Origin of the sequence: Corallococcus exercitus, from assembly GCF_003611585.1 — a bacterium.
Taxonomy (GTDB): Bacteria; Myxococcota; Myxococcia; order Myxococcales; family Myxococcaceae; genus Corallococcus; species Corallococcus exercitus.
The window spans coordinates 1-24,390 of sequence record NZ_RAVW01000111.1 but is presented as its reverse complement, the minus strand read 5'-3'; the positions used below and the strand labels follow the sequence as shown (position 1 = coordinate 24,390).

The window sequence follows — 24,390 nt, the reverse complement described above, 5'->3', positions numbered from 1 at the left end:
GTGGTGGGTCTGCCCGTGGCCTACGCGGCGCTGGGGAAACAGCTCCGGCCGGGGACGGACGTGGACTGGTTCCAGGTGCTCCTCCTCGGCGCACGGCGCGCGCCGGAGCTGGCGGAGGCCATCGACACGGGGGACCTGCGGGCGCTGCGGCTGTGCATGAAGGCGTGTGAGCAGTCAGCGGGCCTGGATGAGCCGCTGGTGCGGTCCGGACGGCCGGGGCTGCTGTACTGCGGCGCGATGGACCCCTACCACGACTCCATGAAGGCCGTGGCCGCGCGGGCCAGCGCGGCGTTCGCCACCATCGAGCATGCCGACCACGGCGGAGCCTGGGCGAAGGCACCGAAGGTGCTGCCCCACGTCCTGCCGTTCCTCGCGTCCGTCGCGCGGTCCTGATCAGTTCGCGGATTGGATCGCGATCACCCGGACGTCGAAGTCCTCGCGGGCGGCGTCCCCGCGGATGCCATGGAGCCACGCCTCGCCCTGGCCGAACATCACGCCCTGCTCGTTGACGAAGAGGTCCGCGTAGCGCTGCCGGGTGATGACACTGGCGATGACCGGCATGACGATGGCGTCGTAATGCCGCATGAAGGACGCGGCGTCGGGCAGCTTCACCCTCCTGCCGCCGATGGTCGCGGTGAAGGGGTACGCCACCAGGGCCGCGACCGCCCTCGCGTCGCGCGCGGCCACGGCCCGCTGGAACAACGCGAAAGCCCGCGCGTACTTCGAGGGATCACCGAGGACGGCCTGGATGCGTGCGTTGACCGCGGTGGTGTCTTCGGCGGTCCCGGCATCCGGAGGCACGGCGACGAGGTTGGGCGCGGCTGGCGGCGCGGCCACTGGCGGATCAGCGAGGTGACCGGCCGCCGAGGACACGAGGACGACGGCGGCAAGCCGCGGAGGTTTCGTCTGCATGGGTACCCCCCCGCCAGGACCGACAACAAAGCCCTGGCAAAGGCAGACTCTACAAAGCCCAATTCCTCTCAGCGCATACCCTGCACCAGGGTATGAAGCTGACGTCTCGCGGCCGACTCCGGAACCCGCCGGAGTAGTGCATCGCGGACAAAGCGGGCGGCCGGGTTCTCCCACTGGGCCAGCCGTCCCATCCGCCATGACATCACGACCAGTGTATTGGCACGACGGATGCGGCGGGACTCGTAGGCCCGCAGTGCGTCCTGCACGCGGCCCGGTGCCGCGAGGCACTCCCCGAGCACGACGCCATCCTCGATGGCCTGACAGCCGCCCTGCCCCAGGTTCGGCGTCATCGGATGCGCGGCGTCCCCCAGCAACGTCACGCGGCCCCTGCTCCAGCTCCGCACCGGAGGACGGTCGTGGATGTCCGTGCGCAGGACCCGCTCGGGCGACGTCGCCGCGAGCACCCGCGCGATGGGGTCATGCCATCCAGCGAAGCGCTCCTGGAGGACGGCGAGCGTCTGGCCCGGCGCGTCCTCCGAGCCCCGCGGCGCATTCAGCGTGGCGTACCAGTACACCTCGCCATGGCCGATGGGCACGATGCCGAAGCGGGCCCCGGGCCCCCAGGTCTCCGTGAAGTGGCCGGCCTCCACCCAATCCGAGGCCGGACAGATGCCACGCCAGCTGGTGTAACCGGAGTAGCGCGTGGGCTGCGCGCCCAGCAGTCCGCTCCGCACGGCGGAGCGCAGGCCGTCCGCGCCCACCAGGACGTCGCCGGAGACGGTGCCGCCATCGGACAACGACACCGTGACGCGGGCGCCGTCATCCTGGAAGCCCGTCACGGAGACGCCCAGCCGCACGGCCTCTTCCGGGCCCGCGTGCGCGCGAAGGACGGCCTGGAGGCGGGCGCGGTGGATGGACACCATCGGGGCATCCAGCTCCTCCTGGACCGAGCGCGCGTCGACGCGGGTGATGCGGGCACCCGTGGGGTCGAGGATGAGGGTCTGCTCGGCGCGCTCGCCCTCGGCGACCACCGCGTCACACAGGCCGATGCGGCGCAGGGCAATCGAGGCGTTCATCTGCACGATGATGCCCGCGCCCACCGGACGCAGCGCTTCGGCGCGTTCCAACACGGTGGCGCGGATTCCCGCGCGACGGAGGGCACAGGCCAGCGTGAGGCCGCCGATGCCTGCTCCGGCGATGAGGACGTGGCGAGAGGATGGTGACGTCATGGCGGCCTCCAGACGGGCCAGCGCTGGCGTTCACCCGAACCAGCGGCCGGAGTCAGGCGCGAAGACTCGCACGCGCTCGAGCAGCGACGCTGGCAGCCGGGCCTGGAGCGTCGCGTGGACCTGCGCGGGGCTGTAAGCCTGACTGAAATGCATCAGGACCAGGGCCTCGTTCTGGAAGCGGTCCGCCATGGAGGCAATCTCCTCCAGGTGGATGTGGGCGCGCTCCTGCGCGTCGCGGACGGTGCGCTCCGCGTCGATGAACGTGCATTCGAGGATGAGCACGCGGCTGTCGAACAGGGACGGCTGGCGCTCCAGCACGTTGGAGAGGGTGTCGGTGCAATAGGCCAGCTCCAGGCGTTCGACCTCATCGAACAGGGGCTCGCCGGCCTGACGACGGCGGCCGATTTCAGCGGGAGGCAGCTCGCGGAACTCGGGCTTGAGCTTCGCGACGCGTCGGAGGAACTGGTAGCCCAGCGACGGCACGGGATGGTGCGTGCGAAAGGCGCGAACCCACACGTCCTGCTGCACCTTCACGGTGTCACCCGGGCGCAGCGGGACCGTGCGGATGTCGGACTTCATCCGGTGCAAACGCCCCAGGGCCGCGAGCGCCTCCTGCACGGGCGCTTCGATCTCCGCCGGCAGGTAGACGAACGGCGGCCCCTTCCCCACGAGCGCGCGGATGCCCAGAAGCGACCCCAGCGCGCTCGCATGGTCCGCATGCCCGTGGCTGAGGAAGATGCGGTCGGTGGTGGCGAAAGAGCGGATGGGGATGCCCGCGTCGAGCAGCACCCCCAATTCCGGCACCAGGAGCGACGTGTACACGCCGCCCACGGACACACCGCGCACGGTATAGGGTCCCGCCTGCACCTCGGTCAGCATGCGCGGAAGCTTATGCGGACTCCGGAAGGATGGCGTTCGTGCGGTTGACTCCACGGTGGATGTGGCTTCTCACGGGTCCGGTGCTGATCCAAGCATGCGGAGGCGCACACAGGCGGAGTCAGTACGACTTCGACAGCGCGACGAACTCCTGCAGGACCCAGCCCGCCTACTGCGCCCGGGCCGCGGGAGAGGAGGCAGTGCTTCCCAGGGCCGTGAGGACCTTCGCGACGGCGGGAGGCTCCGCGGCGGCGGCCGTGAAGCTCCTGGATGCCGCGCTGAAGCAGCAGGTGACCGAAGCGTTGGAGGAGTGCGCGAACGAGGCACGAACAGCGGTCATCCTCGCGAACTTCGGGACCCGAAGCCCGACGCCGAAGGAGTGCAACGAGCAGGTCCGCGACGCACAGGGCCGGACCATCACCCGCGCGATGAAGCTTGGGGAGGAGATGCACCGGGTCGCCCTGAAGTGCGCGGAAGAAAGTCTGAACGAGCTCCGTCCGGGTGGTTTCAGCCTGGAGCCTACGTATCTCCATGACCTGGGCACTGGGAAGACGACCTGGCTGTCACCCGCCGAAGTGGCTCGCATCCGGCAGCGTGGCAGCCTGGGAGAATTGAAGGGGTCTCTTGTTCCCGACGTGATCCTTCACTCGGGTGACCCGGCGTGGGTTCAAGCCGTTTATGACTTCAAGTTTCCTTGTGCCGACGTCACGAAGCGAAGCAGATGGAGAGACTACCCTTCAGGACACTCCTACGCCGGCAGCAACCAAGGCGACATGTATCGCCAGGCATTCAAGGTTGGCGACCCAATGCTCGTCCAACCCTGGCTTGGCGCAGGACTCTGACAATGACATCACCAAGATTACAGATCACGCGTGGAAACAGGGCTGTTACCCAGGAGGACGTGAGCATCTGTTTCTATCTCCCCAAGCCCACGGCCGAGGTCGCACCAGCCATCTCGCTGTCTCTTCAAACCTTTGTAGACGCCGTCGGCATCCGTGCGCTCGGTTATTACATCGGAGAGGACGACGAGCCTTGGGAGCTGGATGACGCTGGATGGGCCTTCATTCGCACGAAGATTCAAGATCCGGTCACGCCCTCCGTCATGCTCACGGCGGATGCGCGCTACCCGGAGAAGATCGAATTCGAGTACCTGGGCAGGGACATCCACGCCCCCGTATTCCGTCGCGCCCCAGGCACGGTGACGGCCGTTCGCTTCATCTTGCCCCTGTCCTGGTTGAGGGCGCACGGTACTTCCCGTGTCCGCGAGTTGGCCCTGGCCCTGGCGGCACCGCTGCCATTCAGCTCCGGTCATGCAGGGTTGTCGGTCACCGGGTATTTGAACGTAGGAACCGTCATGACGGAGCTCGTCCCATTGCTGCGCCCCTACCCTGGGATTGACGTCCAGAACTTCGACTTGACCGCCTCGGAGATCGGCACCCGCCTGCGCGTCCCGCACTGGATGACGTTCATTGGTGAGCCTTCGCTGAGCGCCATGGGCGGCGTGGACTTCCTGCGCTCCCAACTCCACGCACCCGGAACCACCGTGGAAGCGCTGGACGCGTCCCGGGCGGTCGTCACCCTCGGTCCCGAGCCGCTCGCAGGCGGTCCGGACCAGCCGCTTCCGGCATATCGGGAGCTGGCCCGTGTCCTGGAGCCCTGGGCCTTCCACTCCAGCTGGCGCCCCGCGGGCTTTGCCGACGACGACTTCTTCCAGTGGGACCGCCGGTTCCTCGACTGAACCGGCGTCCCCTCCCCGCGCTTCAGTTCTTGGCGCGCTCGTACTGGTGCGGCCACAGCACGTCCGAGCGCAGCTCCTTCGCGGTGCGCAGCGGCCAGTACGGATCCCTCAACAGCTCCCGCGCAATGATGACCAGGTCCGCCTGTCCCGTGGCCAGGATGTGCTCGGCCTGGAACGCGGAGCGGATCATCCCCACCGCGCCCGTCAGCACGCCCGCCTCCTTGCGCACCTTCTCCGCCAGGTGCGTCTGGTAGCCCGGGCCCACCGGGATCTTCGCGTACGGCACCACGCCGCCCGACGAGCAATCCACCAGGTCCACGCCCTCCTTCGCCACCAGCCGCGCCAGCGCCACGGAGTCCTCCGGCGTCCAGCCTCCCTCCACCCAGTCCGTCGCGGAGATGCGCATGAAGAGCGGCAGCGACTCCGGCCACTTCGCCCGCACCGCGCGCGTCACCTCCAGCGCGAAGCGCGTCCGGTTCTCGAACGTGCCGCCGTACCGGTCCGTTCGCTTGTTCGACAGCGGCGACAGGAACTCGTGCAGCAGGTAGCCGTGCGCCGCGTGCAGCTCGATGACCTGGAAGCCCGCCGCTTTCGCCCGCACCGCCGAGTCCGCGAACGCCTTCACGATGCGCTGGATGCCCGCCTCGTCCAGCGCCACCGGCACCGGATAGCCCTCGTCGAAGGCCTCCGTCGTCGGCCCCAGCACCGTCCAGCCGCCGTGCTCCGGCTCCACGCGCTTGCCCGCGTCCCACGGGCGCGGCGTGGAGGCCTTGCGCCCCGCGTGCGCCAGCTGCACGCCCGACGCGGCGCCGTTCTGGTGCATGAAGCGGTTGATGCGCGCCAGTTGCTCCACGTGCGCGTCCTTCCACAGCCCCAGGTCCTGCGGCGAGATGCGGCCCTCCGGCTCCACCGCCGTGGCCTCCGTCAGCACCAGCCCCGCGCCGCCCACCGCGCGGCTGCCCAGGTGCACCACGTGCCACTCGTTCGCGAAGCCGTCCTCGCTCGAGTACTGGCACATGGGCGAGACCACCACGCGGTTGCGCATCGTGATGTCCCGCAGCTTCAGGGGGGTGAACAGCTTGCTGCTCATGTCGGATCCTTTCGGGGAATCGAAGGCGTCTGTTCCGGCAGCCCCAGCGCCGCGCGCACCTGGGCCGTGCTCTTGCCCAGCCAGTGCCGCCGGTGGTTCTCCTGCGTCGACAGGCTGCGCGTCTCCATGCGGTCCACGTAGAGCGTGCCGTCCAGGTGATCCAGCTCGTGCTGGATGATGCGCGCGTACCAGCCCCGCGCCGACACCGTCACCGGCTGCCCGGTCTCATCCAGCGCCTCCACCCGCACGCCGCGCGCCCGGGGCACCAGCGCCGCGAAGCCGTTCACGCTCAGGCAGCCCTCGTGGAACTCCACCTGCGTGGGGTCCTCCACCACCAGCCTCGGGTTGATCAGCACGTGGAAGGCCACCGGCGCCCGCTCCCGTAGCGCCAGGTCCGCGGGCGAAGCGCCGGCCTGGTACTCCGCCCGGTCCTCGATGACCACCAGCCGCAGGCCCACGCCCACCTGCGGCGCCGCGAGCCCCACGCCGGGCGCGTCGCGCATCGTGTCGCGCATCAACTGGATGAGCTGCCGCGTCTGTTCGCTGCCGATTTCTTCCGGCGTCAGCTCGCGCGCGCGCTGGCGCAGCACCGGTTCCCCTGCCTGGACGATCTTGAGCACCATGGTGGCCCCACCGTAACAACCGCTCTCCCGCCACGCCGCATCGCCGTGGGCCCGGCATGGGACCGGCCGCCCGGCTCCCCACGAAGGGGGCAGCCCCTGGCGTGAGGGGGTGCCACTGACGGTAGGCTGTGTCGCACCATGGCTCGCCGCAAGAAGGCCGACGAAACCACCGCGCGCGTGCGCAACCTGCTCGCCCTCGACGCCGCCGGCATCATGCGCCGGCTGGCCGCACGCCGGGAGGAGATGTTCCTCCTCTTCTCCCGCCTGCGCAGCCGCGACCCGTTGGTGGAGACGGTGGCCTCGCGCTACGCGGACGGCGCCTTCGCCCAGCTCATCCACCTCTCCGAACAGGAGCAGGCGGTGGTGGACCACTTCTACGGACGGCTGGACGAGCTGCGCTGGTACTTCACGTACACCGAGGACATGCCCGGCACCGCGCACCAGACCTTCAGCGCGCTGCACCGCCGCCTGGAGGAGAGCTACCGCCTGTTCGTGGAGACGCTGGGCCTGCCCGTCCAACCCGACGGCGTGCGCGTGGTGAACGCGGAGGCCGTCCGCCAGGAGGACACCGCCGCGGAAGCCGCGCCCGTGGCGCTCGCCCCGCTGCCCCGCCGCCGCCGCGCGCCGCCTGCCTGACGCTCAGGCCGCGGAGGCCTCCGCCCGCGCATCCGCCGCGGACATGGCCGGAGCCGCGGCCTTCACCAGCCGCTTCATGGACGCCTTGCCCACGACGACGTCCACCATCTTCCGCGCGCGCGTCCAGACGCTCTCCTGCACGTAGGGGATGCCGTACTTCTCGCAGAGGGCGCGCACGTGCGGCTGCGCCTCGCGGTACTTCAGCATCGGCAGGTCCGGCCAGAGGTGGTGTTCAATCTGGTAGTTCAGCCACAGGTGGGCGTAGTCGTTGAGGTCGCCACCGGTGCGGTAGTTCGCGCTGCCCACCACCTGCTGCACCATGCGCTCCGCCTTGTTCGCGGGCGCGGAGTCGAAGCGGTACAGGTCCTCGCCGGTGTGGTTGGGCCCCACCACGAAGAACGTGTGCAGGTTGGTGACGACGTCCGCCAGCACGGAGTTGCAGAACACGCTGAACGCCGCCCACGGCCCCAGCACGAGGAACGCCGCCGGGTACAGCCCGAAGAAGACGGTGGCGTACGGCAGGTAGCAGCGCGTGAAGAGTTCCCACAGCTCCGCGCGCGTCAGCGACCCGCCCTCGCGCCGCCCCTTGCGGCGCAGCGAGCCCAGCGTCTCCGGCGCGTAGTAGCTCGCGCGCCAGGTGACGGCCAGCAGCGCCAGCTGCACGTAGCGCAGGGGCAGCGACCGGCTGTTGTCACGCAGCGACCCCTCCGCGTTGCGCTCCAGCAGGTCCGGATCCGCCTCCTCGCCGGTGTGCGAGTGGTGCAGCACGTTGTGCTCGAAGACCCACGCCTCCGGCAGCATCCAGTCCAGCCAGTCCACGAACCGGCGGGCCCCCTTCGCGAAGCCCTTGCTGGTGCGCGACGCGGGCATGCCCGGCACGCGGTCATAGCCCCGGTGCCCCACGTGGTGCATGAGCAGCCAGCGCGTGGAGCGGCCCAGGCCCAGTGCCACCGCGGAGAGCGGATTGGGAGCGATCCACGCCGTGGCCATGCCCAGCACCGACGCCACCTTCCCCCAGCGCTCCAGCTTCCGCAGGTGCGCCGCGTCCGCCTCGCCCAGGTTCGCGTCCAGCCGGGCGCGCAGCTCCTTCAGCTCCCGGTAGAAGCCCTCCACGTCCACGGAAGCCAGGTCGAAGTCAGGGGTGCCGCGGGACATGCGAAGGACTCCTCGGGAGCGGGACGGGGACCCCGGCCGGAAACGGCCGCACGGTAGCCTCCACCCGCCCACGCGCAAAGCGTCCCGTCCCGCTCACCCGCCTGCCGGGCGGCGGGGCAACACCAGCTTCGCGACGAGCACCTGCAGCACGTCGCCCTTCTGGTTGCGCGTCTCGCTGCGCACGGTGGCGATGCCCCGGTCCGGCCGCGTGCGCGAGGGGATGATCTCCAGCACCTCGCTCTCCACGTGAAGGACGTCCCCCGGGCGTGTGGGCTTGGGCCAGCGGATGTCCCCGCCCGCCCCCACGATGCCGCCCTTGAAGGGCAGTCCGCTCTGGACGTTGAGCTTCATGGTGAGGGCCGCCGTGTGCCAGCCGCTCGCCGCCAGTCCCTCGAAGAGCGTCTCCTTCGCCGCGGCGTCGTCCAGGTGGAAGCCCTGCGGGTCGAACTCGCGCGCGAAGGCGATGATCTGCGCCGCGTCCAGCGCGTGCGTGCCGCTGAAGAACTTCTGCCCCACCGACAGGTCGTCCAGGAACAGCGCCTGCCGCCCACCCTCTTCCGTCGAAGCCATGCCCACGTCCCTCCCAGATAGATGCATATCCAGATGATGACAATAATGCATCCGCGGGGAGGATGCCTCTTCATCGACAAGGGGGCCGTCCCATCCGGTCCGCCCGCCGGCCCTGGGGCCACTGTTCTCCAGGGCGCACTGATGCCCCGGGACGACCGATGCGGGACGCCGAACGTTGAACACCACGCGCACGCACCTGCGGACCCACGTTGAAACAGCCGGGGCCCGTGGACCGTGCGGTATGAGCAGGGCGTGCCGCTCCCCCGCTTCCGCCATCACCTGTCCGTCCTCGCCGTGGCCCTGACGGGCCTGGCCGCCCCCATGGCCCACGCCGACGAGGACATGCCCGTGTCCGAGCCCCAACGCCCGGAGGTGGCGGAGGTGACGGTGGAGGGCGCGAACAAGACGACGTCCTCGACGGTGCGCGCGTTCGGGCAGCTGGACGTGGGCGACGCGGTGGACAGCGACGAGTTGGAGAAGGTGGAGCGGCGGCTGCTGGCCACGGGGCTGTTCCAGGACGTGCACGCGAGCACGGAGCCGCTGCCGGACGGACGCGTGCGGCTGGTGCTGCGGGTGAAGGACAAGGCGTCGTGGGTGGTGGCCCCCACGGTGGCGCTGTCCTCCGCGAACACCGGCGGCGGGCTGCTCTATGCGGAGAACAACCTGGGCGGCCGCGCGAGGAAGCTCGCCCTCGCGGCGCAGGTGAGCACCGGCGAGAGCGGCGTGTACGTGGGCTTCCTGGATCCCATCGTCTTCGGCCTGCCGCAGCTCAAGTTCAGCCTGGAGGGACAGCTGCGGAGCGACCGCGTGGACGAGTACCGTCCGGGCGCCAGCCAGGACGACCCGGAGATCCTCCGGCGCACACGCTTCAACTCGGCATCCATCAGCTCCGAGCTGGGCTTCATCCTCTTCGAGCGCGTGCGCGCGGCGGCGAAGTACCGCGTGTCCAGCATCGACGCGCAGTCGCCGGACCCCGAGAAGCCGGTGACGACGCAGGCCTTCTCCACCGGCCCGTCCCTGCGCGACACGTCGCTGCGCTTCATGGTGGGCCTGGATTCGCGCCAGACGCTGCACGCGGTGACGGAGGGGCTCAACCTGGAGGGCTCCTACGAGGTGTCCGTCCCGGGCGTCTGGAGCGAGTTCCGCTACCGGAAGTTCGGCATCCTCTACCGCCACGGCCTGCGCTTCTTCAACGAGCACAACCTGGTGCTGCGCGGGGAGCTGGCCGTGGGCAAGGACCTGCCCTTCCACCAGGAGCTGGTGATGGGCGGCACCACGCTGCGCGGCTTCCAGTACCGGCAGTTCCGCGGCGACACCCGCGTCACCTTCACCGCCGAGTACCACTTCCCCCTCTTCAAGGTGAAGTCGCTGGCCTTCCGGGGGCTGGGCTTCTCCGACACGGGCGTCATCGCGTGGCGCGACCTGCCTTCGGACGGGCAGCTGCGCGACGCCAGCGGGCGCCTCATCCGCGGCTACCTGCCGCAGACGATGGCGAGCCCGGACTCCGCCACCCTGGCCCAGGGCGTGGGCGCGGGCCTGCGGCTGTACCTCAACAACGTCGTGCTGCCCCTCCTGGGCGTGGACGTCGCCTACGGTGTCAACTCCGGCCAGGTGCGCTTCTACCTCGTGGCCGGAGTCACGCCCTCCTGAGGCGGTCCGCTAGCTGGCGCGGGCGTTGACGCCCACGTCCGCGTCCGCCGTCGGAGGCACCACGCCGGGCCACGCCTCCGGCGGCAGGTCCAGGCTGAAGGGCGGCGCCTCGCCGAGCACCGTCCGCCACAGCGCCTTGTCCGCGCACAGCGCCTGGGCGATGCGGCCGGACGTCGTGCGCACGCGCTCCACGACGGCTTGGTACTCCTCGGGCGTCTGCGCCTCCAGCATCGCGACGACGTTCTCCCAGACGCGCTGCCGCCAGACGATGAGCATCTGCATGACGGCCCGCTCCACGACGGGGCGGCTGAAGGGCACCTTCAGCAGCAGCTTCGTGGAGGTGCAGTGATAGCGCTCGGCGAGCAGGTCCAGACACTCCGGGATGCACGAGCGGAGGATCTCGTTCACGTGGAAGTAGTCGTGCCGGTAGCGCGCCATGCGGCGCGCGTCCGCCGGCGGGGACTGGTGCGCGATGTTGTCGTAGACGACCATTCCCAGGTCGTGGTTGATGTGGGCGCTCACGCCCAGCAGCGCGTCCTGATACGGCTGCGTGAGCCCCTGCGCCGGGTAGTGCGTCGCGAAGCGCCACGCCGCGGTGGGCAGCGGCAGGTTCTTCAGCGAGTCGCGCACCGCGATGAGCGCCTCCTCCGCGAAGCGGCCCGTCAGGTGGGACAGCCACTCGGGCTCCATGAAGCCGCCCGCGTCCGGCCTGCTCAGCAGGTGGACGACCTTGCGAGTGACGATGGCGTAGATGTCCAGGAAGATGGCGCGTGAGTCATTGCGCGCGTTCAACCGGGCGAGGATCTTCTCCAGCCCTTCCAGCGCCTCCTCGGCGTTGGTGGGGTTCCAGAGCACGTCATCCAACCGGATGGGTCCCTGCGCGTCCGGCGCCTTCGTCTCGTGGAGGTGGACGGGCTTCGAACGCTGCTTGCGGTGGGACGAGGGGGAAGCGGGTGAAACAGTCATGGAATGACGCTCCGCGGGGTGGGGGAACGACTTCGCATGAAAGCTTATATCAACCTGCACTTCCTGTGACAGCGGCCCACCCCGGAAGCGGTGAACTGTTTCAACGAGCCCCCGCGTGTCGACACTCACGCGGGGGCATTTGTCACACCGTCGTCAAATTCAGGGCGCGGTGCCTTCGCTGACGCTACCGCCCGTCTTGCCCAGCACGTACTTGGCGAGCGCCAGGGCGTTGTTCTCGTCGACGAGGGTCGCGTAGGTGGGCATCTGCGTGCCGGGCTTGAAGGACTCCGGGTTGCGGATCCACTTCGCCACTTCCTCGGGGGCCTTGCCCTTGGCGCCCTGGAGCTTGGCCTCGTAGGCCTTGCCGGGGGCGTGGCAGGTCGCGCAGCCCAGGGAGCTGAACATCTTCTCCGGGTCGCTGGAGGGCTCCGCCTTGGGACGGCCACCGGACGGCGGCGGCACGACCTTGTCGTTGGGCTTCATGGAGCGCAGGAAGGTGTAGAGAGCCGTGAGCTCCACGTCGTCCGCGTAGCGGTACTTGGGCATGGGCGCGCGCAGGATGAAGTTCCCGGGCGTCACGCCCGTGCGCATGGCGTGCTTGAACTCATCCAGCGTCCACGTGCCGATGCCGGCCTTCTCGCTGACGGTGATGTTGGGCGACAGCAGCTTGCCCTCGCCGCCCAGCGGCGCCAGGTCGAACTCGAAGCCGCCGCTCAGCACGGTGTCCGGGTGCTGCAGCTTCACCGCGCTGCCGTCGAAGCCCGGCGAGTGGCAGAAGACGCAGTCGTAGACGCTGCCGGCCAGGTAGCGGCCGTACTCCACGGAGTCCGCCGCCTTCGCGGGCACGGGCACCGGCTCCGTGCGGCCCTTGTCGTTGATGCCCATGGCGAACGCGAACACCATCCGGCCCGGGGGCGTCAGCTCGGAGCGCGGCGGCTGCTGCTTCTCGGGCGCGAAGTCCGGGTGCCCGGAGCGCATGAAGCCGATGACCGCCGCGATGTCCTTGTCACCCATGTTGGGGAACGCGGGCATGGGGCGGAAGTGGTGGCTCTTGTCGATGCCGTTGATCACCATGCGGGCGATCTCCTGGTCCGTCCAGCCCCCCACGCCCTTCTCCATGTCGGACGTGATGTTCGCCGAATAGAACGTGCCCAGGTCGGGCGGGAAGTCGTGCATCCGAACGCCCACGGGCTTGGTGTTGCCACCGCCGGCGTGACACTCGGCGCACACCGCGCGGAACACCTGCTCACCGCGGGCAATGCCCTCCGGGGAGCTGTCCCGCGTGATGTTGGGCAGCGCGACGTAGTCATACGTCTTGTTGATCTTGTGGGTGGCCACGCCCATGGCGGTGCCCGCACCAATCAAGACCAGGGCGACCAGCACTCCAATGGCCAGCAGGATCTTCTTCATCATGGGGAACGTTGCTCCGGAGGAACGGGGACGAAACACGGACGCTCCGTCCTCCCCACGGGGAGGGGTGGACGGAGCGCAGGCGTTGAGGCGGGTGCGGCGGCTACTGCCCGGGCACGCAGGTGCTGGGCGGGGGAATGGAGGGCGTCGCCGAGGGGACCGCGGGCGCCATCTGCAGGCCCGCGAAGATGACGAGGCCCGGGATCTGCGGGAGCTCGAGCGGCATCAGCGACCAGGGGCGGTTCTCCGGCACGCTCGTCGTGGCGTCCTTCGCCGTGTACGTCACGTTGCCCGGAGGCCCCATCAGCGGCGGGTGGACGATGGCGACCAGGCCCAGGCTGCTGTTGGGCGCCGGCGGACCGGGCGGGATGAAGAAGCCGCGCGCGGACTGCAGGGGCGCGAGCGGCGGCGGCAGCGCGCCGACGGGCGCCCACTCGATGTTGAACACGCGACCGGACGAGGCCTCCACGGTGGTGTTGGTCGCGGGCACGCGGAACACCGGGAAGCCCGGCTGGTACAGCCAGAAGATGGTGATGCCGCCGAAGCGGGCCGGGTTGAGCAGGTCCGCCACCGTCACGGCCGTGCCCTCGGAGGACAGGCGCTTCGCCACGGCCTCCATGATGCCGTTGTCGCTCACCTGGAGCGCTTCCAGGCCCACGCACGCGCTGTGCGCCGGCACCACCGGCCGGATGGTCATCGTGGGCAGGTAGTTGCCCTCCGGCACGGGCGGCAGCACCAGCGGCGGCGGCGCCGGGACGTCGTTGGCCAGCTTGACCTGCGCGGACGGCCCGCCCAGGGACAGGACGAAGAACGGCGGCCCCCGGCGCGTGGGCACCTTGTCCAGGGTCCACAGGCCGGCGGCGCTGGACACCGTGGGCGGTGCCGGGTCGGGCGGCCGGCCCGTGGCCGGGTCCGGCACCGTGTCCTGGAGGGTGATGGGCGCGTTGCGCACCACCGCGCGCTGGAGCAGCGGGCTGAACTCCGCGTACAGCGGCGGCAGCGCGCACCGGGCGGGCGGCGGCGCGCAGTTGGCCAGGTTGATGAAGTAGGCCTCCGGGTCCACGGTGAAGCCGGTCAGCCGGGAGGTGAGGCCCTCCGGCTCGCGGTTCTCGTAGGTGGGCCGCGGCGTGAAGGTCGACGACGCGGGGTTGGAGGATTCCGTGCAGCCGGCGTTCAGCAGGGCCGCGCCGAGCAGCGTTCCGACGAAGAGGGCTTTTTGCATGGCGGGTCGCATCCCCTACTTCGCGGGGAGGATGTGGCCGGCGGGAAGCTGGTCGCCGCCGTGGCACGTCTGCGCGCAGTTGCCGAACTTGCTGGGCGAGCCGCGCTGGTTGAAGGCGATCTGGAAGAACTCGTCACCGTGCTGGGAGATGTGGCACGAGCCGCACAGCGACAGGCTGGGCCGCTCCGTGCTCTTGCGCGTCAGGTGGCACACGGTGCAGTCCGCGCGGTTCGCCGGGTAGCTGGGCGAGTTCATGTGGATGCGGTGCACCATCTCCTGCGTGCGGCCCACCGTGTCCGTGTCGTAGTGGTGGCAGACCTTGCAGCTCTCGATGTGGTCCACCGACAGGCCGTGGCGCAGGTTGTCCAGCGACAGCACGCCGCGGTGGCAGATCTGGCAGTTGCCCACGTTGCCCGGGTACGTCGTGGGCTCGTCCTGGCCCACCTGGAAGAAGAACGGGTTGAGCTTCGCGACGCGCTCGCCCATGGACGCGCGGTTGAACTTCACCAGCGCCACGTAGGTGCCCGGCTTCGCGTTCGCGGGCAGCGTGAACGTCTGGCGCGTGGGCCACTTGTAGTCCATCAGGCCCGGCGTCAGGCCCGTGAGCGTGGCGTCATCCAGGAACGCGAACGGGAACGGCTTGGCGAAGAACTGGGGCTGGTCGCTGGGGTTGCCCAGCACCTGGAGGTCCTGGATGGGACCGGCGATGGCCACGTTGGAGATGGAGTCGTTCTCCGTGACGGTCGCGATGACGTTGGGCACGAACGTCTGGATGCCGTTGGCCTGGCCGGTGATGATCTCCTTCGCGTTGGGCAGCAGGTCCTTGGAGTGCAGGTGGGCGCCCGCGCTGTCGCGCAGGTCCACGTAGACGCTCACGTCCTCGCCGGGCTTGTAGAAGCTGCCCTCCTTCGGAGGAGAGAACACCAGCCGCGAGTCCAGGCCCGGGCTGCACTGCACCGGGTTGCCGGCGTCGTCGGTGCAGGTGGACGGGCGCTCCTCCGGGAGGACGTAGGTGACGGGGAAGTAGAACGGCTTGTCCGGCAGCTGGCTCCAGGTGGCCTTCAGCGCGCCGGGGCCCGACAGACGCGGGACGCGCAGCACCTTGAAGGGGTTGGTGCTGCCCACCATGTCCACGCGCGCGATGGTGCGGGTGATGGCGCTCTGGTCCAGGCCGCCCGGGAACCCCGCCACGGTGCCGGGGTTCTTGTCACCGGGGAAGCGCGGCGGCTTGAGGTTCTCCGAACGCCAGGAGAAGCGGCTGTGGCCGGCGTAGGGCGAGGACGCCAGCAGCTCCGAGCGCAGGTACGTCTGGCTCGCGCGCGAGGTGCCCGTCTCGTCCAGCACCTCCACGGTGATGGTGTCGTCCTTCACCTTCTGCCAGTTCGCGTTGCCGAACTGCACCTCGCGGGTCCAGCAGTCCTCCACGGCGCCGGCGAGGCTGTAGAAGCTCCACTCGTCCGGGCCCTGGTTGACGTTGCCCCAGTCCAGGCCCGCGAAGACCGACTGGTTCTTGATCCACGCCAGCGCGGCGGTCTGGTCGTTGGGGTTGTTGTGCTGGTTGACCACGGTCTCCGAGACGGAGAACTGGTTCAGGAAGTACTGGTTGTCCGCCAGGATCTGCAGCGTCCCGTTGGGAGGCGACAGCTTCAGCGGGTCCTGCCCGAGCGGCGTGATGCAGAGGTCCGGGTACGGGACGGGCACGCCGTTCTTCGCCACCATCTGCCCGTTGGGCAGGAAGGCGCAGCCATTGATGTACTGGAGGCTGAGCCGGATCGCGCCGGAGTTCAGGCCCTGGTAGGGGTCGAAACGCTTGGCGCCGCGACCCGTGGTGGAGCCCTCGTCGTCAGTGACCTTGAGGAGGTTGCAGGACAGCAGGGGCACCAGCAGGGCGCACCACGCGCTCTTCAGAAGGATTGAGCGATTCATGGAAGACGAGGCCGGAGGCAGACAGGGGGAGGAAAGGGAGCAGATGTCCTCACGCGCGGGCCCACGCGTCCCACCCTTCCCGACGCCGCCAACGCTCCGCCACGCGGAGACGGTGAGGTCCGGTAAGGGTTGGGAGGAGAACACCTCATCGCATCGAACTGACCACATTATGAGAGTCCGCGCAATTCGCGGACTTCAGATCGCACAGAGGGGCTTGGGCGCCCGTCGCGCCTGACTCAGGGCGTCGTCTGGGGCCAGAGGCTGAGGCCCGCGGACAGGAGCAGCGCGAAGACGAGCCCCAGCGCCGCGGTCTTGCCCAGGTGCGGGTTGAGCGCGCTGCCGTCCTCCCGCCAGATGGCGCGGATCTGTTTCACCGCGAGTGGCAGGGCCGCCAGCGTGAAGAGCCAGCCGCCCCTGTGCTCCGGCAGCGCCAGCCAGGCGATCACCGGGAGCACGAACGCGCCCCCCACCGCCAGCGTGTACTCCCACTGCCCGAAGCGCTGGCCGAAGCGCACCACGAGCGTCCGCTTGCCGGCGACGACGTCCGTCTTGCGGTCGCGCAGGTTGTTCACCGCGAGGATGCCGGCGGAGAACAGGCCCATGGACAGCCCCGCCAGCAGCACGGCCGGGGTGACGTGGTGGGCGAGCACGACGTAGCTGCCGCTCACCCCCAGGAGCCCGAAGATGATCAGCACCAGCGCGTCCCCCAGCCCCAGGTAGCCCAGGGGAACGGGGCCCGCGGAGTAGAAGACCGCGCCCGCCAGGCAGAAGGCGCCGCCCGCGAACACCGGCCACCCCTCCGCCTGCGTCAGCAGCAGCAGCGCGAGCGAGGAACCGGTGAACGCCAGCGCCGCGGCCGTCGCCACCTCGCGCGCGGACAGCCAGCCCTTCTGCGTGACGCGCGCGGGCCCCAGGCGCGCCTCGGTGTCCGCGCCACGCTCGAAGTCCGCGTAGTCGTTCACCAGGTTGCTGACGATCTGCATGAGCACGAAGCCCACCAGGAACGTGAGCGCGGGCACCGGCCGCCAGACGCCCTCCGCGTTGGCGAAGGCCCACCCCAGCACCGTGGGCGCGATGGAGGCGGTCAGCGTCTTGGGCCGCAGCGCGAGCCACCAGACGCGGGCCAGAGGGGGTTTTGCTTCAAGCGCGACACTCGACGACGGGAGACTCGGAGTGGCCATGGATGTCCGGGGGAGGTCAGCAGGCGCACGGTAAAGCTACAGGCGCACCAACCGCAAGAGGACGCAATGCCTCACATCGCTTCTCCTGATGTATCACGTGTCACAGGTCCTCACGCCCTGTCGCAGACGCACCTTGTCAACATTCGCGTCCGCCCACCCCGTGACTCAAAAGCAGACGCCAGTCGCACCTCAAGTGAATTCAAGAACAAATAGAATTCATTGAATAATCAGTTTGGCGGATGATAGAAGGCGGCCATGAGCTCCTCTTCCATCACCTCCTCCCCTGCCCCGTCCCTTCCGCGCCGGCGTGCCCTGGCGCTGCTGGGTGCATTCGCGTTCGCGCTCGCCGGCTGCCATCCGATCCTCTCCATCGCCGACGCGCGTTCGCGCACCAACGGATCAGAGGTGACGGTGGAGGGCGCGGTCACCGTGCCGCCTGGCGCGTTCGTCTCCGCCATGGGGGATGAGGGCTTCGCCCTCCAGGACGACACCGGCGGCATCTACGTCAAGATGGCGGAGAAGCAGTCCTTCGGGCTGGGGGCCCGCGTGCGCGTCACCGGCACGCTGGACGAGCAGAACCAGCTGCGCATCCTCAAGACGGTGCCCGCGGACGTGGACCTGAAGTCCGGCACGGAGCAGGTGGCGCCCCGGGACGTCACCACCGGCGGCGTGAACGAGTCCGTGGAGGGCCAGCTCATCCGCGCCAGCGGCGCCATCACGCAGGCGTTCCAGGACGACTCGCCCTACGGCTACAAGCTCTACATCGACGACGGCACCGGCGAGGTGCAGGTGTTCGTCCACGTGTCCGCCGGTTTCGACAAGGCCGCGCTCCAGGCCCTCACCGTGGGACAGCGCATCGCCGTGGTGGGACTGGCCGCGCAGTACGAGACCACCTACGAGGTGGCCCCCCGCATGCCGAGCGACCTGGTGCTCCAGACGACCGCTCCCTGACAGCAGGCAGGCGCCCCTGGGTATGTAGCACCCCAGGCGCCAGTCGAGCGGCCGCCGGGCCGTTGGCTTTCGTGCAGCGCGCCGGATGTGTGCGAGGCGCTGGATGCACGATAGCCAACGTGCGCTTGGCAAGCAGTCAGCCGGGCAGGTTCCAAGCGCACCGGCAGTGCCAATCCATCGGGGTCCCTGGCGGACGAACGAGGGCTGGCATGGACGGACTTCGAGGAACAGCTGCGGTCTTGCTTGCGTGCGCGGGCCTGTGGGCCCCTGACGCCGCGTGGGCGCAGGCGCCCGGTGAGGACGACTCCGGCGACGTGATGTCGGAAGAGAAGCTGGAGGCCCTGCTCGACACGCCAACGGCGCAGCCCTCCCAGGACGAGGTGACGGCGGAGGCCTTCGGGCCGGAGCGGCTGGCGCCCTACTTCGCGGAAGGCCTGCTGGCCAAGGCGAAGGCGGAGTTCGACCGGGGCCGGTACAAGTCCGCGCGGGCGCTGCTCGCCACGGAGTCCCCTCCTTCCCTCCCCGGCCGCTTCCTCCAGGCCCAGAGCGCGTTCCTCGCGCGCGACTTCGCCACCGCGGCCGCGGAGTTCACCGCGCTCGCGGAGGACTACGTCCCTTTGCGCGACCACTGCCTGATGCGGGCCGCGCAGTCGCATGAGCGGCTGCACAAGCCGCTGCGCGCGGCGGAGCAGTACGGCCAGGTGAGCCCGGGCTCCCCGCTCTACCCGGAGGCCCGCTTCACCATGGCGCGCGTGCTCAAGAAGCAGCTGCGCATCCCGGAGGCGCTGGCCGCGCTCCAGGAGTTCATCGACAGCCGGCAGGCCCGCGGCCCGGATGCCCTCCGGATGAAGGCGCTGCTCGCGTACTGCGAGCTGGCGCGTGCGGCGGGGCAGTACAACGCGGAGCACCGCGCGCTGCTGGAGGTCTGGGCCACCGCGCCCCTGTCGAAGGAGGCGGACCGCGCGCGCACCCTGCTGCGCGACCTGCCCCTGCCCATGAAGTGGCGCGTGCGCCGCGCGGAGGCGCTGGTGGAGCTGCACCAGAACGTCGCGGCCATGAACATGCTGGCCCGCTCAGGCCCCCGCACGGAACTCCCGGATGAAATGGCCTGCCGCGCCCAGCTCACCCTGGGCCGCGCCCTGCGCAAGGAGCGCCAGCACCGCCGCGCCATCCAGGTGCTGGAGCCGGTGGCGCGCGAGTGCCAGTCGCCCGAGCAGCGGCCGCAGGCGCTCTACCTGCTCGCCTATTCGCAGTCGGTGGTGCAGCCGGAAGCGGCGGTGGAGACCTACGCCACGCTGGCGCGCGACTACCCGGAGCACGGCTACGCGGACGACGCGCTGTTCTTCGAGGCCTGGACGCAGCAGCGGCTGAACCGCACGGACGAAGCGCTCCAGAACTACGAGGCGCTGGCGAAGCGCTACCCCGCCGGCAACTTCGCCGCCGAGGCCCTCTTCCGCGCCTTCTGGCTGCACCTGCGCAAGAGCGAGACGCAGCCGGGCCTGGCGTCGCTGATGGCGGTGGAGCAGCTGCCGGAGGCCGCGCGCACCGACGAGGCGCTGTGGCGCGCGCGCTACTGGCAGGCGCGGGTCCAGGAGAACGGCGGCGCGCTGGACGCGGCGCTCGCGCGCTACGAACTCATCGCCACCGAGCGGCCCACGGCCTGGTACGGGCTGCTGTCCCGCACGCGGCTGGCGCAGCACGCGCCGGAGCGGCTGGCACGGCTGACGGAGTCCGCCGCGCAGGCCGTCCCGGCGAAGACGCTGAACACCGCCGCGCCGGCCAACGACGAGGTCTGGCCCCTGCCCCCGGGCCCGCTCCAGAAGGATCCGCGCTTCGCGGCGGGCGTGGAGCTCTTGCGCCTGGGACAGCCGGGCGTGGTGGAGGAGCTGCTCGCGGTGGACACGCGCGGCCTGGCGGAAGCGCCCGCGCGGCTGCTCTACCAGACCATGCGCCGCACCGGCCGGGGCCGGGCCACGCGGCAGGTGGCCCGCGTGACGCTGCGCCAGGAGGCCGCGGGCCCCCTCAGCGCCGCGTCCCGCCCGGTGTGGGAGGCGACGTGGCCGCTCGCGTTCCGGCCGCTCATCCAGAGCTACTCGAAGGCCGCGCGCGTGGATCCGGACCTCTTGCAGGGCCTCATCCGCGAGGAGAGCCGGTTCAACCCGACCGCGCGCTCCTCCACCGGCGCGCTGGGGCTCGCGCAGCTGATGCCCGGGACGGCGCAGCAGGTGGCGGACTCGCTCAAGCTGGCGTCGTTCGAGGTGTCGTCGCTGCTCCAGCCCGCGCAGAACATCCGGCTGGGCGCGGCGTACCTGGGCTCGCTGCTCAAGCACTTCGACGGCAACCCCGCCTACGCCGTGGCCGCCTACAACGCGGGCCCCGCGGCGGTGGAGCGCTGGCGCAAGGCCCTGCCCCAGGCGGAGCTGGACGAGTGGGTGGAGCACATCGCCTTCGACGAGACCCGCGACTACGTGAAGCGCGTGCTCAGCAGCTACAGCGCCTACAAGCTGCTCTACGCGAATGAAGTCCCGGCCTCCTTCGCGCCGGCGCGCAAGGCCCCGATGGAGGCCACGCGCTCGCCCACGGTGAGCCCCGCCACCGGCGTGGGCGGCAGCGGCCGGAACTCGGCGACGCCCACGTCCTCCGTCTCCGGGAGACGCTAGCGGCACGACGCCGGACGGGAGGCGGGAAGCCCCCGTCCGGCACCGCCTCAATTGCTACTTCACGCCCGTGGGCTGCGTGATGGACTCCGACCGGATGGTGTACTGGCCGGCGATGGCGTTCGTGTCGATGCCCGTGAAGTGGCGGTACGGATACGCGCCATCCGCGATGGTCTCGATGAACTCCACCGAGTCACCCGTCACGGTCTTGCCGTCGAGGTCCACCGTGAAGGTGTTCTTCTCCGCGTCCAGGCGCCACACGCACGCGCCCACGCTCGTCTCCGCGGAGCCGGTGGACAGCCCGTCGATGTCGAAGAGGTTCAGGAAGTGGTGGTGCATCTCCGCCCAGCGGAGGAAGTCCCTGAAGTTGTGGAAGACGATCATCATCCCGGCCGGCTGCTGGCTGGAGCCCTGGAGCACGCCGCCCCGGTAGATGTTCATCCGGTACGCGGAGCCGCCCGGCGAGCCCGTGAACGTGGGCAGCATGTTGACCGAGTTCGCCTCACGGCCCGGGGTGACCTTCAGCGTGCTGACGACCTGGTCGCCGTCGCGCGCGGCCAGCTGGTAGCCGCCCTGCGCGCCCAGGCTCATCGCCACGCGCTGCTCCCACTTCACGGCCTGCGCGAAGCTGCTGGAGACGCCGTCCTTCTGCGTCAGCAGCCCCGACACCGCCAGCCCGTCCGCGACGGCGTCGACCTTCGCCCCGCCCAGCGCACACGTCGTGATGCCGTCGAACTTCTTCACACACTGGGACGCCGCGGACTCCTGCGTGCTCAGCGAACCGGAGGCCTGGCTGTCGTCGCCGCCCGCGCAACCCGTGATGCTCAACAACATGGAAGCCAGCAGGGAGCCCGTCATCTTCAGGTGCATGCACTACCTCGGGGTGTAGGGGTGGACTGCCCGCGGCCCCACTGCACCCGGCGCGCCAACACCTCGAGTCTGTCTGTTTTCACTCTTGCAATTCATTGCATGAGAAAACAAGAGTAGCGTTTCATGTTACATGAAACATACGCCGTGTAACAGTCCCGGTCTCACGCGGAGCGGCAGGACGTCTCACGCGTGGGCGTGCTCGTGAAACCTGGATTCAGGGAATGAGCCGTGCGCGGGCGGAACTTTGCCGTGGCGCACAACTCCCGAGGGGCGCGGTCGGATAATCTGGGGAGCGCGGTTCCTCCCCCGGACTCCCCACCATGGCCTCGAAGATCAACGACAGCTCGCGTCCCCTCACCTCCGTCTCGCGGCTGTCCTCGCAGGACGCCCGGAGCGCGGAGGCGAAGACGCGAAACCGTCCCATCGCGTGGAAGGACGGCTTCGAGTCCTCCGGCGCGCGTCCCGCCGCCAAGCTGCCGCAACTGCCGGCGCCGCCTCCGGTGCTGTCGCTGCCGCCGCCCGCCACCACGACGCCGGTGCCGCCGGAGGCTCCCACCGAGCCGCCCGTGTCGGTCGACTCGGATCCGATGAAGCACATCGAGTACCTGTCGTCGGACGCGCTGCAGGGACGTGACAGCCCCTCCGCGGGCCTGGACGCGGCTTCCGCCTACGTGCAGGCGCACGTCCAGAAGTACGGGCTCGTGGGGCCGAACTCCAACAACCCGGAGAACCCCTTCCAGCAGAAGTTCAACGTCTACTCGTGGCTGGGCGCGGACAAGGCCGGCGAGGCGGCGGGCGCGGCCCATGCCGGGCACAAGCAGTTCGGCCACCAGACGTTCCAGGAGGGCTTCTACCTGGACGAGAAGATGCCCAAGGACACGCTGAAGCTGCTCAACCAGCAGTACGAGCAGACGATGAAGGCCGCGGGTCAGACGGCGGTCCCGGCGCGCGCCGGCAAGCAGCGCGGCGTGGAGGAGCTCAAGCAGGTGGCCACCGCCACGGGCCAGGCCGTGAACACGATGGCCATGCTGCCCGGCACCGGCCCGCACAAGGACGAGGTGATTGTCGTGATGGCCCACCTGGACCACGTGGGCGTGGACCGCAAGGGCAACGCCTACAACGGCGCGGACGACAACGCGTCCGGCAGCGCGGTGCTGATGGCGGCGGTGCCGGAGCTGGCGGAGGCCGCGAAGAACGGCAAGCTGGACCGCTCCGTGCTGTTCGTCTGGACGGGCGCGGAGGAGAAGGGGCTGGTGGGTTCGCAGTACTTCGTGGACCACCCCATCCCGGGCGTGGAGCTGAAGAACATCGCCGGCGTCATCAACACGGACATGGTGGGCCGCTGGGATGATCAGCGCCTGTCCGTGGTGGACACCAACACCAAGGGCCAGCCCAACTACTTCCGCGACGTGGTGGACCAGGCGAACCAGCAGCTGGCGGATCCGTTCGACCGCATCAACCGCGACATCAACGTCTACCGCGACCGGCAGGACGGCGCGTCCTTCGGGCGCAAGGGCGAGGATGTCCTCTTCCTCTTCGAGGGCCTGTCCAACCCCGAGGGCGGCGGCGACCTCATCCCCGAGTACCACCGGCAGGATGACGACATCGAGAAGATCATCGAGGACAACGGCGGCAACAAGCCCCGCCGCGTGAAGGACCTGCTGCTCAACGTCATCAACATCGCGGCGAACCGCACGACGGAGCCGCAGCCGAAGTAGCGCGGCGCCCTCCGCCGGAGGCAGTGCCTCCGGCGGAAGCGGGACCGCTAGGCGGCCAGCTTCTCTTCGCTGCTGGCCACGGGCCCGCCGGCGAGCGCGTCGACCTCGTGCTCGCTCAGCACGAGCTTCTCTTCAGAGCCGCGCCAGACGAACGGGATGCCCGGCTGCCGGTAGAGGTTCGCGGGGATGTCGCGCGCCAGCTGCGCGTGCAGCTCCGGCAGCTTGGACCAGTGCAGCCCGTGCCGCGTGTGGTGCGCGGTGTGGTAGCCCAGGTTGCCCGTCATCAGGTTGTAGCCCTTGTGGAGGATGTTGTACGAGGCCTCCGAGTGGTTCGCCGTGTCCAGGCCCACGTGGTGGAAGTAGGTCGCCCAGACCGTCACGAAGAGCGACGCCAGCATGGGCAGCAGGAACACGAACAGCGCGTTGTAGGGGTTCACCCAGAACAGGCCCGCCAGCAGCACCACCTGGAGCGCGGCCATCCACACGAACACGCGCAGCGCCTTGGGATGCAGCTTGCGCCCCACCTGGTACGCGCGCGGGTACGCGGTCAGCATGGTGCTCAGCGAGTACTCCAGCTCCGCCATCGTCGAGCCGTCGTCCCGCTTCCAGCGCGACTCGTCCTGCGTCTGGTCCAGGTAGTTCTTGTGGTGGCCCAGCACGTGGTGGAGGAACCAGGCTTGCGAGGTCACGCCCGTCTGGAAGCCGAAGATGAGCTCCAGCAGGCGGTTGGGCAGCGCGTGCTTGAACATGGACAGGTGCTGGTGGTGGTGGTTCCACGAGCAGATCCATCCCTTGGGGATGATGCCCAGCCCGAACCACAACACCGGCACCCACCAGCTTCGCGCCGTGAGGAACACCGTCACGTCGAGCGCGAACACACTCAGGAACATCAGGACCGGGATGCGATCTTCAGGGTGCCGGAACAGGGTCATGCGCCTTCCACGACAAGAGGAATCAGGGGAGAAATGCCGATTTTCGGACTGTAGGACGGCACCCCCCACCCCGAACAG

General features: G+C 69.7%; 22 protein-coding genes. 8 read left to right on the top strand and 14 right to left on the bottom strand.

Going from position 1 to position 24,390, the window contains the following annotated elements; translation table 11 throughout:
* Positions 1-393 (top strand): hypothetical protein (locus D7W79_RS43660; RefSeq protein WP_158616979.1); only part of this gene is annotated, 393 nt, incomplete at its 5' end.
* On the opposite strand, the gene D7W79_RS16100 is transcribed toward D7W79_RS43660, so the two are convergent.
* From D7W79_RS16100 to D7W79_RS16090, 3 genes are all read right to left on the bottom strand, one after another.
* Entirely contained in the window at positions 394-912 is a 519-nt protein-coding gene (locus D7W79_RS16100; protein WP_147441939.1) for a hypothetical protein, read from the bottom strand.
* 68 nt (positions 913-980) lie between these two features.
* Entirely contained in the window at positions 981-2,141 is a 1,161-nt protein-coding gene (locus D7W79_RS16095; protein ID WP_120526258.1) for an FAD-dependent monooxygenase, read from the bottom strand.
* A 30-nt stretch (positions 2,142-2,171) separates the two neighbouring features.
* Positions 2,172-3,020 carry an MBL fold metallo-hydrolase gene (locus D7W79_RS16090; RefSeq protein WP_120526257.1) on the bottom strand — a complete coding sequence of 283 codons (849 nt, stop codon included), beginning with the start codon at positions 3,018-3,020 and terminating at the stop codon, positions 2,172-2,174.
* Between the two features lie 254 nt (positions 3,021-3,274).
* Here D7W79_RS16090 and D7W79_RS16085 point away from each other — a divergent pair, with 254 nt between their 5' ends.
* On the top strand, positions 3,275-3,859 hold the full coding sequence (locus D7W79_RS16085) for a hypothetical protein (protein ID WP_244221798.1): 585 nt from the start codon (positions 3,275-3,277) through the stop codon (positions 3,857-3,859).
* Positions 3,860-3,918: 59 nt separating this feature from the next.
* On the top strand, positions 3,919-4,755 hold the full coding sequence (locus D7W79_RS16080) for a type VI immunity family protein (RefSeq protein WP_158616978.1): 837 nt from the start codon (positions 3,919-3,921) through the stop codon (positions 4,753-4,755).
* 22 nt (positions 4,756-4,777) lie between these two features.
* Here D7W79_RS16080 and D7W79_RS16075 read toward each other — a convergent pair whose 3' ends face one another.
* Both D7W79_RS16075 and def read right to left on the bottom strand, forming a co-directional pair.
* The gene (locus tag D7W79_RS16075) at positions 4,778-5,845 is read right to left on the bottom strand and encodes an NADH:flavin oxidoreductase/NADH oxidase (RefSeq protein ID WP_120526255.1); all 1,068 of its coding nucleotides are present in this window, start codon (positions 5,843-5,845) and stop codon (positions 4,778-4,780) included.
* Positions 5,842-6,468 carry a peptide deformylase gene (gene def / locus D7W79_RS16070; RefSeq protein WP_120526254.1) on the bottom strand — a complete coding sequence of 209 codons (627 nt, stop codon included), beginning with the start codon at positions 6,466-6,468 and terminating at the stop codon, positions 5,842-5,844. The genes D7W79_RS16075 and def overlap by 4 nt, the downstream gene beginning before the upstream one ends.
* 138 nt (positions 6,469-6,606) lie before the next feature.
* On the opposite strand from def, the gene D7W79_RS16065 reads away from it, so the two are divergent.
* A complete protein-coding gene (locus D7W79_RS16065) occupies positions 6,607-7,104 on the top strand; it encodes a hypothetical protein (protein ID WP_120526253.1) in 498 nt (165 codons plus the stop codon).
* A gap of 3 nt (positions 7,105-7,107) precedes the next feature.
* Here D7W79_RS16065 and D7W79_RS16060 read toward each other — a convergent pair whose 3' ends face one another.
* Together D7W79_RS16060 and D7W79_RS16055 are read right to left on the bottom strand one after the other, a co-directional pair.
* Positions 7,108-8,259, bottom strand: a complete 1,152-nt coding sequence (locus tag D7W79_RS16060; protein ID WP_120526252.1) for a fatty acid desaturase family protein — start codon at positions 8,257-8,259, stop codon at positions 7,108-7,110.
* Positions 8,260-8,352: 93 nt separating this feature from the next.
* Positions 8,353-8,829 carry a MaoC family dehydratase gene (locus D7W79_RS16055; RefSeq protein ID WP_120526251.1) on the bottom strand — a complete coding sequence of 159 codons (477 nt, stop codon included), beginning with the start codon at positions 8,827-8,829 and terminating at the stop codon, positions 8,353-8,355.
* A 321-nt stretch (positions 8,830-9,150) separates the two neighbouring features.
* Between D7W79_RS16055 and D7W79_RS16050 the strand changes: the two genes are divergently transcribed.
* Positions 9,151-10,479 (top strand): BamA/TamA family outer membrane protein, encoded by a 1,329-nt coding sequence (locus D7W79_RS16050; RefSeq protein ID WP_120526261.1) that lies wholly within the window; start codon positions 9,151-9,153, stop codon positions 10,477-10,479.
* A 9-nt stretch (positions 10,480-10,488) separates the two neighbouring features.
* On the opposite strand, the gene D7W79_RS16045 is transcribed toward D7W79_RS16050, so the two are convergent.
* From D7W79_RS16045 to menA, 5 genes are all read right to left on the bottom strand, one after another.
* Positions 10,489-11,445, bottom strand: coding sequence for a DUF5995 family protein (locus D7W79_RS16045; protein WP_147441938.1), 957 nt, complete (start codon positions 11,443-11,445; stop codon positions 10,489-10,491).
* Between the two features lie 159 nt (positions 11,446-11,604).
* The gene (locus D7W79_RS16040; RefSeq protein WP_120526249.1) at positions 11,605-12,858 is read right to left on the bottom strand and encodes a c-type cytochrome; all 1,254 of its coding nucleotides are present in this window, start codon (positions 12,856-12,858) and stop codon (positions 11,605-11,607) included.
* A gap of 100 nt (positions 12,859-12,958) precedes the next feature.
* Positions 12,959-14,077: a hypothetical protein gene (locus D7W79_RS16035; protein ID WP_120526248.1), complete on the bottom strand. Its 1,119-nt coding sequence runs from the start codon at positions 14,075-14,077 to the stop codon at positions 12,959-12,961.
* Positions 14,078-14,092: 15 nt separating this feature from the next.
* Positions 14,093-16,003 carry a hypothetical protein gene (locus tag D7W79_RS16030; RefSeq protein WP_120526247.1) on the bottom strand — a complete coding sequence of 637 codons (1,911 nt, stop codon included), beginning with the start codon at positions 16,001-16,003 and terminating at the stop codon, positions 14,093-14,095.
* A gap of 236 nt (positions 16,004-16,239) precedes the next feature.
* Complete coding sequence (gene menA, locus D7W79_RS16025) at positions 16,240-17,184, bottom strand: 1,4-dihydroxy-2-naphthoate octaprenyltransferase (RefSeq protein WP_120526246.1); 945 nt, start codon at positions 17,182-17,184, stop codon at positions 16,240-16,242.
* Between the two features lie 255 nt (positions 17,185-17,439).
* On the opposite strand from menA, the gene D7W79_RS16020 reads away from it, so the two are divergent.
* Both D7W79_RS16020 and D7W79_RS16015 read left to right on the top strand, forming a co-directional pair.
* Positions 17,440-18,135: a DNA-binding protein gene (locus D7W79_RS16020; protein WP_120526245.1), complete on the top strand. Its 696-nt coding sequence runs from the start codon at positions 17,440-17,442 to the stop codon at positions 18,133-18,135.
* Between the two features lie 209 nt (positions 18,136-18,344).
* Entirely contained in the window at positions 18,345-20,795 is a 2,451-nt protein-coding gene (locus D7W79_RS16015; protein ID WP_120526244.1) for a lytic transglycosylase domain-containing protein, read from the top strand.
* A 54-nt stretch (positions 20,796-20,849) separates the two neighbouring features.
* Here the strand turns inward: D7W79_RS16015 and D7W79_RS16010 are convergent, their stop codons facing one another.
* The gene (locus D7W79_RS16010; protein WP_208729746.1) at positions 20,850-21,662 is read right to left on the bottom strand and encodes a hypothetical protein; all 813 of its coding nucleotides are present in this window, start codon (positions 21,660-21,662) and stop codon (positions 20,850-20,852) included.
* A 320-nt stretch (positions 21,663-21,982) separates the two neighbouring features.
* Between D7W79_RS16010 and D7W79_RS16005 the strand changes: the two genes are divergently transcribed.
* Complete coding sequence (locus tag D7W79_RS16005; protein ID WP_120526243.1) at positions 21,983-23,380, top strand: M28 family metallopeptidase; 1,398 nt, start codon at positions 21,983-21,985, stop codon at positions 23,378-23,380.
* A 47-nt stretch (positions 23,381-23,427) separates the two neighbouring features.
* Here D7W79_RS16005 and D7W79_RS16000 read toward each other — a convergent pair whose 3' ends face one another.
* A complete protein-coding gene (locus D7W79_RS16000; RefSeq protein WP_120526242.1) occupies positions 23,428-24,312 on the bottom strand; it encodes a fatty acid desaturase family protein in 885 nt (294 codons plus the stop codon).
* Between the last annotated feature and the right edge of the window lie 78 nt (positions 24,313-24,390).

Bases quoted from the DNA above. Each gene is read 5' to 3' on its own strand.
- D7W79_RS16000 (WP_120526242.1), bottom strand. From the start codon at position 24,312: ATGACCCTGTTCCGGCACCCTGAAGATCGCATCCCGGTCCTGATGTTC.
- D7W79_RS16100 (WP_147441939.1), bottom strand. From the start codon at position 912: ATGCAGACGAAACCTCCGCGGCTTGCCGCCGTCGTCCTCGTGTCCTCG.
- D7W79_RS16010 (WP_208729746.1), bottom strand. From the start codon at position 21,662: ATGCACCTGAAGATGACGGGCTCCCTGCTGGCTTCCATGTTGTTGAGC.
- D7W79_RS16060 (WP_120526252.1), bottom strand. From the start codon at position 8,259: ATGTCCCGCGGCACCCCTGACTTCGACCTGGCTTCCGTGGACGTGGAG.
- D7W79_RS16055 (WP_120526251.1), bottom strand. From the start codon at position 8,829: ATGGCTTCGACGGAAGAGGGTGGGCGGCAGGCGCTGTTCCTGGACGAC.
- D7W79_RS16050 (WP_120526261.1), top strand. From the start codon at position 9,151: ATGGCCCACGCCGACGAGGACATGCCCGTGTCCGAGCCCCAACGCCCG.
- def (WP_120526254.1), bottom strand. From the start codon at position 6,468: ATGGTGCTCAAGATCGTCCAGGCAGGGGAACCGGTGCTGCGCCAGCGC.
- D7W79_RS16075 (WP_120526255.1), bottom strand. From the start codon at position 5,845: ATGAGCAGCAAGCTGTTCACCCCCCTGAAGCTGCGGGACATCACGATG.
- D7W79_RS16040 (WP_120526249.1), bottom strand. From the start codon at position 12,858: ATGATGAAGAAGATCCTGCTGGCCATTGGAGTGCTGGTCGCCCTGGTC.
- D7W79_RS16090 (WP_120526257.1), bottom strand. From the start codon at position 3,020: ATGCTGACCGAGGTGCAGGCGGGACCCTATACCGTGCGCGGTGTGTCC.
- D7W79_RS16045 (WP_147441938.1), bottom strand. From the start codon at position 11,445: ATGACTGTTTCACCCGCTTCCCCCTCGTCCCACCGCAAGCAGCGTTCG.
- D7W79_RS16020 (WP_120526245.1), top strand. From the start codon at position 17,440: ATGAGCTCCTCTTCCATCACCTCCTCCCCTGCCCCGTCCCTTCCGCGC.
- D7W79_RS16035 (WP_120526248.1), bottom strand. From the start codon at position 14,077: ATGCAAAAAGCCCTCTTCGTCGGAACGCTGCTCGGCGCGGCCCTGCTG.
- D7W79_RS16095 (WP_120526258.1), bottom strand. From the start codon at position 2,141: ATGACGTCACCATCCTCTCGCCACGTCCTCATCGCCGGAGCAGGCATC.
- D7W79_RS16030 (WP_120526247.1), bottom strand. From the start codon at position 16,003: ATGAATCGCTCAATCCTTCTGAAGAGCGCGTGGTGCGCCCTGCTGGTG.
- D7W79_RS16065 (WP_120526253.1), top strand. From the start codon at position 6,607: ATGGCTCGCCGCAAGAAGGCCGACGAAACCACCGCGCGCGTGCGCAAC.
- D7W79_RS16015 (WP_120526244.1), top strand. From the start codon at position 18,345: ATGGACGGACTTCGAGGAACAGCTGCGGTCTTGCTTGCGTGCGCGGGC.
- D7W79_RS16005 (WP_120526243.1), top strand. From the start codon at position 21,983: ATGGCCTCGAAGATCAACGACAGCTCGCGTCCCCTCACCTCCGTCTCG.
- menA (WP_120526246.1), bottom strand. From the start codon at position 17,184: ATGGCCACTCCGAGTCTCCCGTCGTCGAGTGTCGCGCTTGAAGCAAAA.